Source organism: Nostoc favosum CHAB5714 (assembly GCF_020829495.1).
GTDB lineage: Bacteria > Cyanobacteriota > Cyanobacteriia > Cyanobacteriales > Nostocaceae > Nostoc > Nostoc favosum.
Genome location: NZ_JAIVFQ010000021.1, coordinates 1 through 15,478 on the forward strand (window position 1 = coordinate 1; position 15,478 = coordinate 15,478).

The 15,478-nt window shown below is 43.5% G+C and carries 11 protein-coding genes and 2 pseudogenes; 8 read left to right on the forward strand and 5 right to left on the reverse strand.

Annotation, left to right across the window (positions count from 1 at the left end):
• Window positions 1–122 precede the first annotated feature (122 nt).
• Window positions 123–863: pseudogene (locus tag LC586_RS16015) on the forward strand (CHAT domain-containing protein); the annotation flags it as partial.
• On the opposite strand, the gene LC586_RS16020 reads toward LC586_RS16015, so the two are convergent.
• From LC586_RS16020 to LC586_RS16030, 3 genes are all read right to left on the reverse strand, one after another.
• Window positions 860–4,033 (reverse strand): efflux RND transporter permease subunit, encoded by a 3,174-nt coding sequence (locus tag LC586_RS16020; protein WP_229485766.1) that lies wholly within the window; start codon window positions 4,031–4,033, stop codon window positions 860–862. The pseudogene LC586_RS16015 and the gene LC586_RS16020 overlap by 4 nt on opposite strands.
• Before the next feature lie 157 nt (window positions 4,034–4,190).
• Window positions 4,191–5,540 (reverse strand): efflux RND transporter periplasmic adaptor subunit, encoded by a 1,350-nt coding sequence (locus tag LC586_RS16025; protein WP_229485767.1) that lies wholly within the window; start codon window positions 5,538–5,540, stop codon window positions 4,191–4,193.
• A 178-nt stretch (window positions 5,541–5,718) separates the two neighbouring features.
• Complete coding sequence (locus LC586_RS16030; protein WP_229485768.1) at window positions 5,719–6,108, reverse strand: hypothetical protein; 390 nt, start codon at window positions 6,106–6,108, stop codon at window positions 5,719–5,721.
• Between the two features lie 86 nt (window positions 6,109–6,194).
• Here LC586_RS16030 and LC586_RS16035 point away from each other — a divergent pair, with 86 nt between their 5' ends.
• The 7 genes from LC586_RS16035 to LC586_RS16065 all read left to right on the forward strand — a co-directional run bounded on the left by LC586_RS16035 (window position 6,195) and on the right by LC586_RS16065 (window position 13,779).
• Window positions 6,195–6,869 carry a response regulator transcription factor gene (locus tag LC586_RS16035; protein ID WP_229485769.1) on the forward strand — a complete coding sequence of 225 codons (675 nt, stop codon included), beginning with the start codon at window positions 6,195–6,197 and terminating at the stop codon, window positions 6,867–6,869.
• A 101-nt stretch (window positions 6,870–6,970) separates the two neighbouring features.
• Window positions 6,971–8,245, forward strand: coding sequence for a sensor histidine kinase (locus LC586_RS16040; protein WP_229485770.1), 1,275 nt, complete (start codon window positions 6,971–6,973; stop codon window positions 8,243–8,245).
• Between the two features lie 990 nt (window positions 8,246–9,235).
• A complete protein-coding gene (locus LC586_RS16045) occupies window positions 9,236–10,267 on the forward strand; it encodes a FecCD family ABC transporter permease (protein ID WP_229485771.1) in 1,032 nt (343 codons plus the stop codon).
• A complete protein-coding gene (locus tag LC586_RS16050; RefSeq protein ID WP_229485772.1) occupies window positions 10,264–11,304 on the forward strand; it encodes a FecCD family ABC transporter permease in 1,041 nt (346 codons plus the stop codon). Before LC586_RS16045 ends, LC586_RS16050 begins: the two co-directional genes overlap by 4 nt.
• An 84-nt stretch (window positions 11,305–11,388) precedes the next feature.
• Window positions 11,389–12,240, forward strand: a complete 852-nt coding sequence (locus tag LC586_RS16055; protein ID WP_229485773.1) for an ABC transporter ATP-binding protein — start codon at window positions 11,389–11,391, stop codon at window positions 12,238–12,240.
• A gap of 37 nt (window positions 12,241–12,277) precedes the next feature.
• The gene (locus LC586_RS16060) at window positions 12,278–12,979 is read left to right on the forward strand and encodes an ABC transporter ATP-binding protein (protein WP_229485774.1); all 702 of its coding nucleotides are present in this window, start codon (window positions 12,278–12,280) and stop codon (window positions 12,977–12,979) included.
• A complete protein-coding gene (locus LC586_RS16065) occupies window positions 12,979–13,779 on the forward strand; it encodes an ABC transporter permease (RefSeq protein WP_229485775.1) in 801 nt (266 codons plus the stop codon). Before LC586_RS16060 ends, LC586_RS16065 begins: the two co-directional genes overlap by 1 nt.
• Before the next feature lie 95 nt (window positions 13,780–13,874).
• On the opposite strand, the pseudogene LC586_RS16070 reads toward LC586_RS16065, so the two are convergent.
• Both LC586_RS16070 and LC586_RS16075 read right to left on the reverse strand, forming a co-directional pair.
• Window positions 13,875–14,093, reverse strand: a pseudogene (locus tag LC586_RS16070) (sulfurtransferase); the annotation flags it as partial.
• Window positions 14,094–14,840: 747 nt separating this feature from the next.
• Complete coding sequence (locus LC586_RS16075) at window positions 14,841–15,029, reverse strand: hypothetical protein (RefSeq protein WP_229485776.1); 189 nt, start codon at window positions 15,027–15,029, stop codon at window positions 14,841–14,843.
• Between the last annotated feature and the right edge of the window lie 449 nt (window positions 15,030–15,478).

The window sequence follows — 15,478 nt, forward strand, 5'->3', positions numbered from 1 at the left end:
GGTAGATTCGGTAGCGGAAGTTCATGGTTAACATTCCGCTATTTTAACATATTTAGTGGAGAATCTGACTCTAGTAAATCAAAGCCGTGCTAGAAGCACGGGGTTTTAAACCCATTTTTCTGATAAAAATTTTGCAAACGGCTAAACCCTCTGCCGATGCGATTATCTGGGCGCAAATACTGAATACTCAAGCAAATTTACAACTACATACAGACAAAACTGAAGCCGCCCTAGAAATTTGGCAACAAGCTCAAAAATATTATGAGCAGGCAGGCGATAAAATGGGCAGCTTAGGCAGTCAAATCAACCAAGCACAAGCCTTACAAAGTTTGGGATTTTACCGCCGCTCGAAACAACAATTGGAGGCGCTAACGCAAAACCTGGCAGCAATGCCAGATTCGGAAATCAAAGTTAGTGGGTTGCGATCGCTGGGTTTAGCTTTGCACGCGATCGGTGATAATAAAAGCCAGCAAGTTTTAGAACAAAGTTTAGCCACAGCGAACAAAATTGCCGCTAAAACCCAGTTAAGTTCTATTCTTTCGAGTCTAGGGAAAGTTGCCTCTGACTTCCAAGATCCAGAAGCAGCATTAAATTATTTTGAAGATGCCCAAACAGCAGCTACGAACCCGAATGAAGCTTTACAAGCGCGTTTAGCTCGTTTCAAATTATTGGTACTGAGTGCCTGCGATACCGCAACGGGAGACGATCGCGCCGTTCTTGGACTAGCAGGCTTGGCTGTTAAATCCGGTGCGCGTTCCACCATTGCCACACTTTGGCCAGTCAAAGATAAGGCAGCCCAAATGCTCATGACTCGCTTCTATGACCAACTACGGCAACCCAGAATTACTAAAGCTGAATGCTAGTTAGTAGCTAGTTTGTCCGGCTTTTTTGCAGTTGCCGATCGCGGCGATTTACGTCCAGAAAGATCGTACAGTAAACCCATAAGTGCGGGTACAACAGTAGGAGTCAAAATAGTAGAAAAAGCCAGACCACCTGTTAAGACAATGCCTAACCCCTGATATAACTCTGAACCCTGACCTGGTAAAACTGCTAGCGGTAACATCCCCAACACACTAGTTCCAGCAGACATGAAAATCGCCCGTAGGCGATCGCTCGTCGCATTATATAAGGATGCATCAAAATCTTCACCTGCTTGCTGGAGTTGCAAGGCGCGATCGACTAGCAAAATGGCGTTGTTAACAACCACACCTGTAAGGATCACAAATCCCAAGGCTGTAATCATGTCCAATGCCACATTCATTCCTGGAATCAGGTTAGCAATCACTAGGCTCAATAGTGCGCCACTCATACCCATCGGCACTGTTGCCATAATCACCACGGGGTAAAGGAATGAGCGATACAACGCCACCAGTAACAAGTAAGTAATCAAAATCGAAAATGCAAAGGCAGCAGCTAATTGACCAACAGTTGTTGCTAACTGATCTGCTGAACCTGACAGTTCTAGCCGATAGCCTGTTGGTAAACTGGCACGCAGAGGAGCGAGAATTTCCTCTTCGGTACGTTCTACTAGCGTAGCAAGAGGGGCATCGGGTGCAAGGGAGACAGTGAGGCTAATTGAGCGCTCTAAATCAACGTGGTTAATGGCATCGGCTCCCGTTGTTTCCACGACTTCGGCAATATCCCCCAGTTGCACTTGTCGTCCTCGCGCATATAGAGGCAGTTGGCGCAGTTGCTCTGGGGTTTCCACAGCAGTATTTTGTAGTTCCACTGAGACATCTAATTCTTCTTTGCCATCAATGTAATCGGAGGCAACTTTACCACCCAATGCTGCTTCTACCATCGAACCAATTTCCGCTTCCGATAGTCCTACTTCAGCGATGCGTTCGCGGTTGGGAATCACTTGTAATTCACTTGCACCCAATACAAAGTTTGAGCGCACATTCTGCACCCCAGCTAGCGATCGCAATTTTCCGGTAATTTGCTTTTCTAAGTCACCAATCTGATTTAAATCAGCCCCAACAATATCCACTTCAAATTCTTTACCCGGATCGCGGAATATAGAAATCCGTGTTGGGATCACAAAACGGTATCCCGCAAAGCTACTGCTTTGGGCCCGTAACCGATCCACCATATCAGCGAGTCCTGTAGTGGTGGCAAATTCTGGTTTTAAAATAGTTGCAATACCTCGCAGTGCCCCTGGACGGTCAACATACATGATGCGCTCAACTTCTGGTTGCGATCGCAGAAATTTTTGCACAGGTTCAGATTGCCGAATCGCTTCTGGGATACTGGTTCCCGGCAACGGTTCCGCCCGCAATACAACTAAGTTACGATTTCCTTCGGGTAGATAATCGGCAGGTGGTAAAAGAAAAATACTAGTCACTAATAAAACAATAGGAATCGACAGCACAATTAACCTGCGACCAATACGCTTACGCCCCAGCGACCAACTAACAGTAGAAGCGAGAAAGTTTTCCAGTTTGCTTTGAAAATGACGAAACACCGCAGAGGTTTTGGCCACCATGCGCTCAAACCAATTGCCGCCTTGATATTCACCACCCTGGATCATTTGCATGGCTTCCGATTGTTTAAGGAACAATCCCGATAGCATTGGGACTAAAGTTAATGCCGCAAACAGCGAGAACAGAGAAGAGGCAGAAAGAGCGATCGCCATATCGGTGTAGAGTTGCCCGGCTTCACCTGTCACCATTAACAGTGGTACAAAAACCACTACGTTGCTTAAGGTAGAACCAAGCATTGCCCCCCAAACTTCTTGCGTACCTTCAATGGCTGCCCGTATGGCACTTTTACCTTGCTGCATGTGGGTGAAGACATTCTCAATCACAACAATCGAGTTATCTACAACCATACCCACAGAAAATGCTAGTCCTGCTAAACTGATGATGTTCAATGTGCGTCCAAATACAGACATGACAATGAACACAATAATTGTACCGATAGGAATGGTGATTGCAACTACAGCAACAGTTCGCATTGAGCCAAGGAATAGAACTAAGACGATAGTTGCTAGTAATGCTCCACTGATCAAGTTATCTCGAACGAACGTTACCGATTGATTGATGTACTCACTTTCGTCATAATTGTAGACAAAGCGAATACCTTGGTTTTGCCGGTCAAATTCAGTTTGCAGTGCAGCAATTTCCGCCCGAATGCCTTTAGCCACCTCTGGCACATTCGCCCCAATTTGCCGAATTACACCGACTGCTACCCCAGGTTTGCCGTTGAACACCAACGCACTATCTTGGGGTTTGCGTCCCATCTGTACTTTTGCTACATCTCGCAAGTAAACTGTGCCTGATTGGTCGCGTCGTAGTACAAAACCTTCAATTTGCGATAAATCTTGCGATCGGCTGATTGTGCGGACTCGATATTCCCGTCGTCCTAAAATTAACGGCCCACCCCGAATATCGCGGTTGTTTTCTTGAAGAACTCGGACTACATCGCCAATTGCGAGGTTGCGATCGCTTAATGCTTTCGGATCAACCTTTACCTCGACTTCTCGTTCTTGTCCACCCACTAACAAAAATTGTCCAGTTCCCTCGACTCGCCGCAAACGGGGAATCACTACTTCGTCTGCTAAGTCCCGATAACGGTCTGCATCTGGTTGAAATCCTTCTTTGGTATCAAACGGAATCCACATCATCGGTGAACTGTTACCACCCACCAGTTCTACATTCGATTCTTGCGCTTCTGGAGGCAAGCTTTCCACCTGTTGCAAGCGGTTGAGAACATCTATCATCCGTTCTCTGGCGTTGGCATCCTGAGCAAATTCTAAGGTAATGCTGCTGCGTCCAGCACGAGAAGTACTGCTAATTTCTTGGACACCTAGCACCTCTTGCATCTGTTCTTCGATGGGGCGGGTAATCAGGTCTTCTACTTCTGTTGGCCCTGCGCCGGGATAGGTAGTTGTGATCGTAATTTCAGGGCGATCGCCTCCTGGTTGCAATTCTAGGGGTAACTTTAGTAGGCAGAACACCCCGAACATTCCTAGCAAGCAAAACAAAACAAAAGTTCCATGTCGCCAACGAACGGCGGTTTCAATAAAACTCATAACTAATTCGTAATTCGTAATTCGTAATTCAGAAAGTCATATTTAAACTGGGTTTCCAGTATTTTGAAGAAGGAAAGGCTAAAGGAGAAAGAGATGATTCTTTCTCTTTAACCGACTTCTGCAAGAAGTCTATGGAAGTGTAGGTACAACCTATGTTTTAAGTTGGATCAACTATCTTTACAGGCGCACCATCTTGCAATCCATCACCGCCACGTAGCACAATACGTTGACCGGTGCGTAAAGTGGGATGATAAATTGCGACATTTTTACCCATGTCAGAAACCATCTCGACTGGAATTTGTTTAGCTTTGCCCTCAGCAACTGCAAAAACTAGCCACTCGTTTTGCCTTCTGGTTAATGCATCTCGTGATACTACAAAGCTAGAGCGGTTCGAGGGCATATTTAGGTTGCCTGCGATCGCCATTCCTGGTATTAATCCTGACGGGGGCTTGTTAATTTGGACACGCACACGCTGGCGACGGGAGGCTGTATCGGCAGAAGGGACTACAGCAGTGATGGTGGCGCGTTGTTTCCATTGCGGTAGGGCGCGAGTTGTGAGATCGATTGTCATACCTGGGGTTACAGAACCACTGAGTTCTTCGGGTAACTCTAGGAAAATATCGAAGCGATCGCCTGCTACTAAGGTGACAATTTGATCAGAACTTTGGACTAAATCACCATTGCTAATATGACGAGTCTGGACTATACCCGATTCCGATGCCAAAATCCGAGTTCGCTGTTTTGCTAATTCTGCTTGAGCTAAGGTGGCTTTAGCTGCTTCTACATTTGCCCGTTGAGCGGCGATTTCTTCCTGAATCGGCCCAGCTTTAGCTTCGGCAAGTTCTGCCTCGGCTTCTAACCGTTCTCCCTGAATGTTATTTAATTGTGCTTGAGCTTCCACTAACAATCTTTGAGACAAAGCACCCTCTTTGACAAGATCACTCGTGCGTTTCAGGTTATCCCGTGCTTCCAGTTCTCGCGCTTTAGCAGATGTGACAGCCGCTTGACGTTGAGCAATGATTTCTTTTCGAGTACCGACTTCCAAACGTGCCAGATTGCTCCGTTGTTGTGCCAGTTGCGCTCGTGCTTGGCTAATTGCCAATTGCTGATCGGTATCGTCGAGTAAAGCGATCGCCATGCCTATTGTCACGCGATCGCCTGGTTGCACTGATATTTGCTTTACAATTCCACTAGTTTGAGCGCGGATTGTTGACTGCTGAGTGGCTTCTACTTGTCCCAACAACTGGACACTTCTTGTAGCACTTCCAGTTGCGAGAGAGATTGTTTCAATTGGTCTTGGAGGTGGCCCTTGTTGCTGTGCAACAGAGGAGCGTGGTGCGCCACCAGGAGCTAACATCCGCCATAGAATAATGCCACCGGTTGCCAGAAATAGAATCAGCAATCTCCAGAACCAAGGTTTACGCGAACGAGTAGGCGCTAGCTCAGAAGGCACAGAACTATCTGATTGGGTTTCAACCGTTGAAACTTGATTTTCAGAAGTATCCATAGCGATTAACGGTGGGCTACTGAGGGTTAAGGGCTAAAGATTAACCTTTGAAAGTGAACAATGAATAGTCAAATGTTCGCTATCAACAGTCAATTATTTAGATAAAAGTAAAATTACGTTACTTTTCTTGTAGTTTATTAGATAAATATGACAGAGAAATGTCAAGGTTAGTCAGTTGTCATTTGTCATTCGACTCAACTATTAGTTCTTTAACGCGATCGCGCGGTAAGCCTAACTCCTGACTAAGAGCGGCTTCAAGTTTGCTTATATCTGTGATTGGAAATTCAAATACTATCGTTGTGAGAACTGAGTTATTTGTTTTAACGTTTACCCGTGAAATTCCTTTTTGGGGAAGAATTTCCACTTTGATCGCTACTATTCTTTTCATAATCTGTCGTGCCGATTGGGTATCTGCTAGCAGATATTTCTTGGTGAGGTTGGAACGACTTAAAATCTGATCTCCGACAAAGTTGCTCCCCAGCCAAAAAACTAACCCAATCAACGGCAAGGACAACCAAAACACAAAGCCTAATGATCGCAACGCTTGAAAAAGTTGAAGTTGCTGCATGAAAGGTATAAGGTTGAGTGTTTCCCGTCACTTTTACTTTAATCTAAAATTAGCAAGCAAAAATTACGGCAACCTGAGCAAATAGGATGTTGATCTTACTAGTCGAAGATGACCCATCGCAGTTAGAGCCACTGCGGGCAGCGTTATTGAAGGTGGGGCATACAGTCGATGCGATCGCTGATGGGGAAACAGCACAGTGGTTTGCCTTTCGCAAAGACTATGACTTGCTGATTTTAGATTGGATGTTGCCTAAAGTGAGTGGCGTAGAATTGTGTCAAGTATATCGACGGGCAGGTAAGCTGGCTCCTGTATTGATGCTGACGGCGAAAGACACGGTTTTAGATAAGGTAATGGGTTTAGATGCTGGAGCCGATGATTACTTGGTAAAGCCTGTGGATGTCCTGGAGTTATTGGCACGAGTGCGGGCACTAGGACGGCGATCGCCTATGTGGCAAGGAGATATACTTAGCTTAGGCGATTTGCAACTTCATTTATCCAGTTTGACGCTCGAACTTGGTTCGTTGACAACTCAACTTTCTAGCCGGGAGTTTCAATTGATGGAGTATTTAATGCGTCATCCCCGCCAGATATTATCTCATAATCAAATTGAACAAGCCCTTTGGAGTTGCGGAGAGGAACCAGAAAGTAACGCGGTTACTACCTTGGTTCGCCGCTTGCGCCAGCGCCTACAAACCATTGGTGTGAAAGATTGGATAGAAACAGTACATCGGATGGGCTATCGAATAAATCCGCCTTTCTAAGCCGTTAGGAGGCAGGGGGCAGGGGAGCAGGGGAGCAGAGGAGGAAAAACTAATGACAAACGACAAATGACTAATGACTAATGACTAATGACTAATGACTAATGTTTGATCGTAGCCGCCGTAATCTTGCTCACTGGTTTGCCCTGTCAATGGGTGGAATTTTGTTCGCTTTTGCAGGGGTGGGCTATTGTCTGAGTGTAGAAGAACAGTTGCGAGTTTTTGACGACGAACTCTTTTCACAAAGTAAAGCCTTTGCCGTCAAAACCCAATACTCGCTTTATCAAAGTCAATGGCAAAATCAGCGCGGCCAGACTCCTGTAGAAAGCGGTGTATCGTTGAATGGCGGGTTAATGTACGCGCGGTGGTATAACTCTAATAAACAACTTTTGCAGTTTATCGGTTCATCGGGTGGCAAACAGTTGACCGCAGAACCTGGATTTCAAACAATAGAAACACCAATAGGCTCAGAGTCATCTACTACAAGAACCTGGGTTCGCCAAGTTACACTTCCTGTTTTGGAAGGTAAGGTGCTGATTGGCTACTTCCAAACGGCGGCTCCAATGAACTCTCTACGCGTTGGGCTAAATCAAGCCCGCTTGTTTTTAACTTTCGGGGTTCCCGTGACCTTTGGTGTAATAGGCATTACAGGTTGGTTTTTGGGCGGATTGGCAATGCGACCAAGCCTTCGTGCTTATCAGCAATTGCAGCGATTTACAGCCGATGCTTCTCATGAACTACGTACACCCGTTGCTACGATATTGAGCAATGCCCAAGTTGCCCTGATACCCCCCGAAGACCCCTTGGAGCAAAGATTGCGGTTGCAAAATATCGCCCAAACTGCTAAGTCTATGAGTACGCTGATCAATGATTTGCTTTTTTTGTCGCGTCATGATGGTTCCCTTGCGGAAACCGGATTAAAACCCGTTGATTTGTGTGAGATATTGCGATCGCTTGCCCAGGAATTCGCAGCCCTTGCTCCTGCCCCAAGTCTCAATTTCAATGCTCACCTTCCAGAGCATCCCATCATGTTAAAAGCCGATGCTAATTTGCTCAAACAAGCTGTGATTAATCTTCTGACTAATGCCTTCAAGTATACACCAGCAGACGGTAAGGTAGAATTACATCTTTTTACCCAGTCTCACTACGCGGTAATTCAGGTCAAAGACAACGGGATTGGCATTCCGTCCACTGATTTGCCATATATATTTGATCGTTTTTATCGTGTAGATACTGTCCGATCTCGGCAAACAGGCGGCTTTGGACTTGGACTTGCGATCGCTCAACAAATTGTGCAACGATACGGAGGGCAAATTACTGTAAATAGTATGCTAGGTCAAGGTTCCACATTTCAAATTAGCCTTCCCCTGAAACTTTGACAAAAATAATTCAAAATGTTTTTCGCTTTCGGCTAGGAAGAGAATAGGACTTACGCATTGACAAGAAATACCAAATATGGATTAAGGTTAAAAACCATATCTTTCGTAAGGGCACAGCAAAAGCTTAGCCCCTACAGCATCGTCTATTTACGATCGCAGGATAATTAAGAAAAGCCTGAAAACTTCCCATTTTAGGTAATGCACATCACGATGCATTTGTACAGTGCGTAAGTCCTAGAGAACTTGAGATAGCGGTTTAGTCCTAAGTTTATAAAATTGAAAACATCTTAATTAGCTCAAGAAAGTTTAGTTTACCGGAAAAAATGAGATTGACAACTATTAACAAAAAGCAAAGTTAATTACAGGATGGCAGGATGGCGCTTATTTAGAGAAGACAAACATTGGTATTTCCCCTTAAAAAAGCTTCAGAAGTACTAAACCTTTTTCAAGGATACGAAATTGACCCAAAAATAGAAGTCTTTCTGGCTCTAATCAAAAATCACCCAAAAGCACTGCAACCAAATAAGCTGTTACGCATTTAACTTGCACATTTACCTGATGACTGTTGACTGTTGACCGTTGACTGATGACCGATAACTGTCAACCGTCAACCGTCAACGATTATAAAGAATGTTTATATAATTTAGACGCATATCAGCTTATCTTGGTTTATATTATTTTATCTTATCAGTTGAAAAATAATTGCAATAAGTTTAAAGTAATATCTTAATTTCCCATGTAATACCACTTCTTTTTAAGGCTGCGCTTAATTCGACCCCCTATAGTCCCCTCTTAGTAAGGGAGGCGGGAGGTAAATATAGTGCAGCTTCACAGAGAAAGGGTATAACACTTAAAAAATAGCGATCCAAAACTAGTATATTTGGTTACTTTTTTCAAGTTAATAGCCAAAAATTTTATCAAACTATCAAAAATTATTATCAATTTGATGGCTAATAAACAGTTAAGTGTTGAGAGAGTACATAAATAGCAATGATAAAAGCGTCCACAACGTCGCCTAGAGAATGGAAAAAGCTTCAAATATCACCCTTAGCTGGTCTGGTTTTGGGGCTGGTTATCTTGTTGATTTGCTTGGTATACAGTGTCACGCTAGGTGCAGCAGAAATACCTCTAGATAAGGTTTTGACATCTTTTATAACCTTTGATGGTTCATATCAACACTTAGTAATTCAAACTGTGAGATTACCGCGATCGCTGATTGCTATCCTTGTAGGATCAGCCTTGGCAGTATCAGGGGCGTTAATGCAAGGCTTGACGCGCAACCCCCTAGCAGATCCAGGGATTTTGGGTATTCAGTCGGGGGCTGCATTAGCTGTAGTTGGCACAATTTTTGTTTTTGGCAGCTCGGACTTGAGTGTTTTAACCATTGTGGCCTTTTTGGGTGCAGGAGCCACAGCAATTTTAGTCTACTTCCTTGGTTCTCTAGGAAAAGGAGGGCCTACACCATTAAATCTCACAGTAGCAGGCGCAGCATTGACGGCTCTGATTTCTTCCCTGACCACTGCTATCCTTATTGTCAGTCAACGCACCTTAGAAGAAATTAGATTTTGGTTAGCAGGTTCACTGGCTGGGCGCGATATCAATATGTTCTTGCAAGCACTGCCCTTCGTCGCCCTTGGATTAGTCGTTGCTTTTGCCCTTGGTAGACAAATTACTACCATGAGTCTCGGTGAAGATATAGCAAAAGGCTTAGGTCAACAGACAGCTTGGGTGAAAATCATCACGGCTATTAGCGTTGTTTTACTGGCGGGAACTTCCGTATCTATTGCCGGGCCAATCGGCTTTATCGGCTTAGTTGTTCCCCATATCGTGAGATTTTTCATTAAAGCGGATTACCGTTGGATTTTGCCTTATTCCGCAGTGTTGGGCGCAACTTTACTTCTGGTTGCAGATGTTGCGGCGCGTATATTACTCAAACCCCAGGAATTACCTGTGGGTGTGATGACAGCACTTGTTGGCGCACCCTTTTTTGTGTACCTGGCTAAATCAAAGGTGAAAAAATGAAGTTGGATTGGCTAGTCATTCGTTCCGAGACAATATCTTTTCGCATAGACCGACGTGTACCACCAATCCTGGTATGTTTGGCAGTAGTGATTGTAGTGGCGATGGTGATGAATGTGGGCAGAGGTGAATATCCCATTTCGCCCTTGGATATCGTCAAAACTGTATTTGGTTTAGATACAGGGAACCCAGACCATGCTTTCGTGATTCACAACCTACGGCTACCCCGCACCCTTGTCGCTTTTATGGTGGGAGTGGCCTTTGCTATTTCTGGCACTATCTTTCAAGGTTTAACACGCAATCCCTTAGCTGACCCTGGTATTATCGGCATCAATGCTGGGGCAAGTTTAGCAGCAGTGACAGTAATTGTCCTATTTCCATCAGCACCGATTTATACATTGCCTGTTTCAGCCTTTGCAGGTGCTTTATTGATGGCTGTTTTAATTTACTCCCTGGCTTGGAATAACGGTAGTTCGCCGATTTTACTAATTTTAATGGGTGTGGGGTTGTCTGCGATCGCCAGTGCATTCACCAGCTTGATGATTACCTTTGGGGATATTTATGATGTTAGTAATGCTTTGGTTTGGTTAGCTGGCAGTGTCTACGGCCGGACTTGGGAGCAAGTCTTTTCCTTCTTACCTTGGTTGATTGTTTTCGTACCAATGGCGTTGACATTGGCAAGACATTTGAACGTCTTAAATTTAGGAGATGATGTCGCCAAAGGTTTAGGTACTCGCGTGGAATGGCACCGTGGTTTGCTAGTGCTGGTGGGTGTAGCTTTAGCAGGTGCAGGAGTCGCTACTGCCGGAATGATTGGTTTTGTCGGTTTAATTGCACCTCATTTAGGCAGACAGTTGGTAGGTACAAATCATGAAGGGTTAATTCCTACTTCTGCATTGTTAGGGGGTGTGATTGTTGTAGTCGCAGACTTGCTAGGAAGAACCCTATTTGCACCTATCGAACTTCCTTGTGGAGTGGTAACTGCTGCTATTGGCGCTCCTTATTTTCTTTTTTTGTTAATTCGTAACCGGAAAAAATAAGGGACGAATCAATTCAAAATTCAAGAATTCTCGCTCCTATCCTTCTGTCTCCTGCGTTCTTCAAGATTCAAAATGGTATCAACTATGAAAGGATTATCAACCAAAAGTCTGTCTTTAGCTTATGATGGTGTGCCAATTATTAAAGATTTAAATTTGGCCATTCCTACCGGACAAATTAGTGCTTTAGTTGGTGCTAATGGTTGTGGTAAATCAACTTTGTTAAGAGGTCTGGCCAGACTTCTCAAGCCAGATCACGGTACAGTATATCTTGACAGCACCTCAATTTTTAAGCTTTCCACCAAGGAAGTAGCGCAGCAGTTGGGTATTTTGCCCCAAGGGCCAGTAGCGCCGGAAGGGTTAACAGTCAGAGATTTGGTAGCACAAGGGCGTTACCCTTATCAAAATTGGTTGCAGCAGTGGTCAGCCAAAGATGAAAAAATCGTGCAGCAGGCACTCTTAATTACAAATTTACTGGAGTTGGCACATAGAGCATTAGATACTTTGTCTGGTGGACAACGACAGCGAGCTTGGATTGCAATGGCGCTAGCGCAAGATACAGAGATTTTACTTTTGGATGAGCCGACTACTTTTTTGGATTTGGCACACCAGATAGAGATTTTAGATTTGTTGTATGAGTTGAACCAAAGTCAGGGAAGGACGATTGTGATGGTATTGCATGACTTAAATCAGGCGTGCCGTTATGCTGATTATCTGATTGCTGTCAAAGATGGTCGAATTTTTGCTGCTGGGGAACCAAAGCTAGTGATGAGTGAGCAAATGGTACAGGAGGTTTTTGAGTTAGAGTGCCGGATTATTCCTGACCCGATTCTGGGAACGCCAATGTGTGTACCCATAGGACGTAAGGGAAAGTTAACTGACTCACAAACAAACAGTTTTTCTTCAAAATTCCAAATAGAGTCAAACCATCCGCTATGAACTTTTGTGTCTGCATCTGAGGATTCTGGAAACAGCAATGAAAGATCAACTTATCACTAGCCAAAGTTCTGAGCTAAAATTATCTCCCAACAACCCTATTCTCTCGGTACAAGACTTAGGTCGAAGACTTGAGAAGCAGTGGGTTTGGAGTCACCTTAGTTTTCAATTATTTCCAGGGGAGCGAGTAGCGGTGGTAGGTGCTTCTGGCTCTGGGAAAAGCTTACTGCTACGAGCCTTAGCTGGTCTTGAACCAGTACAAGCAGGACAAATCATTTTTCAGGGACAGCTGATGAATTCCTGGTTTATGCCCAGCTATCGTTCCCAAATTATCTATTTACACCAACGACCAGCTCTTTTGGAAGGAACTGTAGAGGAAAATCTCCAGCTAGTTTACCGATTAGCAGTTCACCACCATCAAGTTTACAACCGCAAGTTGATTTTAGACTATCTGCATCTTTTGCATAAAACGGCTGACTTTTTGCAGCGTCCGATTAGTGCTATTTCTGGTGGTGAGGCGCAGATTGTCGCCTTTTTACGAGCTTTGCAACTTTCACCAAAAGTACTACTACTGGATGAACCTACTGCCTCACTGGATGCTGGAACTAGCAAAAGTTTGGAAGCTTTAGTTACAGTTTGGCAAAATCAAGACCCGCAACGGGCATATCTCTGGACAAGTCATGACCCAACTCAGTTGTCACGCATTACCAACCGCCAAATTACCTTGAAGGAAAAAGATTGATGGAGACTACTAATTATATCCAGATTAGTTACGGACAACTGGCTTTAGCGACTTTGTTTATTCTGATCAATATAGGGCTTTCCTTGAGTTTGCGGTTAGGGCTAGAGCAGAGTCTGGGGATAGCTTCGCTACGAATGGTAGTGCAGTTGTTATTAGTGGGGTATATATTGGAGTGGGTATTTACTCTCAGTAACCCTATATTGGTAATACTTTTGGCTTTGGGTATGACGGTTATAGCTGGTGTATCTAGTGTTAACCGCACACGTAGACGGTTTTCCAGTATTTATTGGAATAATTTTATTTCGCTTTTGAGTGGTTCCTTTTTAGTCACAGGGATAGTACTTGGTGGTATTTTACGCGTCCAACCTTGGTATGAGCCTCAGTATCTCATTCCCCTTTTGGGTATGGTGTTGGGTAATGCCCTTACGGGTACGTCTTTGAGTTTAGATCGGTTTATGGAAGACTTGACTAATCGGCGGCAAGAAATAGAGGCGCTACTGACTTTGGGCGCAACCCGTTGGGAAGCTGCACATCAAACTATTAAAGAAGCCCTCAGAACAGGAATGATTCCTACTATTAACTCAATGATGGTGATGGGATTAGTTAGCCTACCGGGAATGATGACTGGTCAAATTCTGGCTGGGGCTAGTCCTAATGATGCCATACGTTACCAGATTGTGATTATTTTTGCACAGGCATCAGGAGTTGCGATCGCGACAATCGGCGTTGTTATACTAGCTTTTCTGGCTCTGTTTAATCGAAATCATCAGTTTACACATTTGTTAAGTAAGCTTGGTTAGCTGGATGGTAATACGGTTCGGATAACAAGAATGTGTTTTGCCATTGTAATTAATGCTTTTTAATTAGCAAATTATATCAAGTTGTAACGCTTTGCTATTTCATCGGTAGTAGGTAATTTTGCCTTGAGCCATGCTCTATATCCTCCGTGTAAAATAGATACCTGAGCGCAACCCAAATACTTCAGCAAGAAAGCTGCTCGACAAGATTGACCATAACCTTTATTTAAAGCATCTTCATAAATAATTAACTGTTCTGCACCAGATATTCCTACCCTGCTCATAATCTCTGCAAAATACTCTTGCAGTTCCTTTAACTAGTTCCGTGGGTTTAAGTCCCCCGGTTCAATAAAAATTTTGTTTTGTGTTGGGGTTAAATCCCCATTACAAAACAAAATTTACGAAAGCGTTGCGGGGCGAAGCCCATTACGAATTACGAATTACGAATTATTTAATCCTGCTGGGGAGGAATTCTCTAAAAGATAGGTGAAAAAAGCAGGGGAAGCAAGGGAGGCTCTTGAGTGCGAAAGGTGGCTTTTAGTGTCGTGCAAGAAAAAGGCAAAGCCGAAGACCTGTTAAATATAGGACTTACGCACGGGTAACGGAAAACGAACCACAGAGAAGCCAGTGCGCCCTTGCGGTTCCCCGACTTGAAGCAACTGGCGCGGCGCAGAGGTCAAAATAATTCGTAATTTATAATGACGAATTATTTGGTCACGGAGGAATGAGAGTTTGAGAGGGTTTTTGCGTAAGTCCTAAAATACTTTGCTGGCAAAGAGAATCAAGATTTAGGAGTAGTCAAAGCTCTGTAAAAACCACTCACCAAGCTGAATTTATCCCCTTTTAAAATGATTATCATTCTATTTACTGGTGATTTTATTTTTTGGAAGTCCCTAGTAGTCTGTCAAATTCATTTTGACGGTTAGAAAGACGCGATAAATCGCCGTCTCTAAAGGGAATTTATCCGTCAATTAGTTCTTGACAGACTACTAGTGTAAAAAAGGCAAAATACAGGTATGCTAAATTTATAACAATGCAATAAGTGTGTGGGTTTATAACCTACGCTAAGTGATAGCCACAAAATCAGAGATTTTACTGGTTACTTTAACCATGTGGCTATTTTCACTTGCAATTCTTGGGTTCGGGCATTTCATTGAAGGAATAAATCCCTTTTGCCCTCTACCTTTAGAGGTAAAGTAAATATCTAAGTTGTTAAACCAGTAATCTAACCGAAGAAGTGTTGCATTAACCATAAAAAAAATGTATCGTTTAAATTGGTTTTTACAAATACACACTAAACAATACAAAAATAAATGGAAAAAGAAAAAATTGCTTTAATTAATTTATGAACAGTATGAATTTGCACTTTTGAGGGTTCACCTTTGCGAATAAATACTTAATAGGCATGGTAAGATTTCGCAATGATTGCATTTTTTGAATAGGTTCTATGGGTTAGTAGTTTTCGGCCCTAATATCTGTAGCCTTTCAAAGAGGGTTCCCTGATTTCAACTAATTTCATTTGTAGCCTTTCAAAGAGGGTTCCCTGATTTCAACTAATTTCATTTACGGATATTGTTTTTAAATTGGAAGGGTGTGATGTTTATTTTCAATAGCAGATTAACTTCAAAAATCAACTAAAAACCATACCAAGGTTGGATTTACCTTTGAACATCCAAAATGTTAAAAGGTAAAAGCTAAACTG

Coding starts and splice junctions, on each gene's coding strand:
- LC586_RS16020 (WP_229485766.1), bottom strand. CDS start 4,033: ATGAGTTTTATTGAAACCGCCGTTCGTTGGCGACATGGAACTTTTGTT.
- LC586_RS16025 (WP_229485767.1), bottom strand. CDS start 5,540: ATGGATACTTCTGAAAATCAAGTTTCAACGGTTGAAACCCAATCAGAT.
- LC586_RS16030 (WP_229485768.1), bottom strand. CDS start 6,108: ATGCAGCAACTTCAACTTTTTCAAGCGTTGCGATCATTAGGCTTTGTG.
- LC586_RS16035 (WP_229485769.1), top strand. CDS start 6,195: ATGTTGATCTTACTAGTCGAAGATGACCCATCGCAGTTAGAGCCACTG.
- LC586_RS16040 (WP_229485770.1), top strand. CDS start 6,971: ATGTTTGATCGTAGCCGCCGTAATCTTGCTCACTGGTTTGCCCTGTCA.
- LC586_RS16045 (WP_229485771.1), top strand. CDS start 9,236: ATGATAAAAGCGTCCACAACGTCGCCTAGAGAATGGAAAAAGCTTCAA.
- LC586_RS16050 (WP_229485772.1), top strand. CDS start 10,264: ATGAAGTTGGATTGGCTAGTCATTCGTTCCGAGACAATATCTTTTCGC.
- LC586_RS16055 (WP_229485773.1), top strand. CDS start 11,389: ATGAAAGGATTATCAACCAAAAGTCTGTCTTTAGCTTATGATGGTGTG.
- LC586_RS16060 (WP_229485774.1), top strand. CDS start 12,278: ATGAAAGATCAACTTATCACTAGCCAAAGTTCTGAGCTAAAATTATCT.
- LC586_RS16065 (WP_229485775.1), top strand. CDS start 12,979: ATGGAGACTACTAATTATATCCAGATTAGTTACGGACAACTGGCTTTA.
- LC586_RS16075 (WP_229485776.1), bottom strand. CDS start 15,029: ATGGTTAATGCAACACTTCTTCGGTTAGATTACTGGTTTAACAACTTA.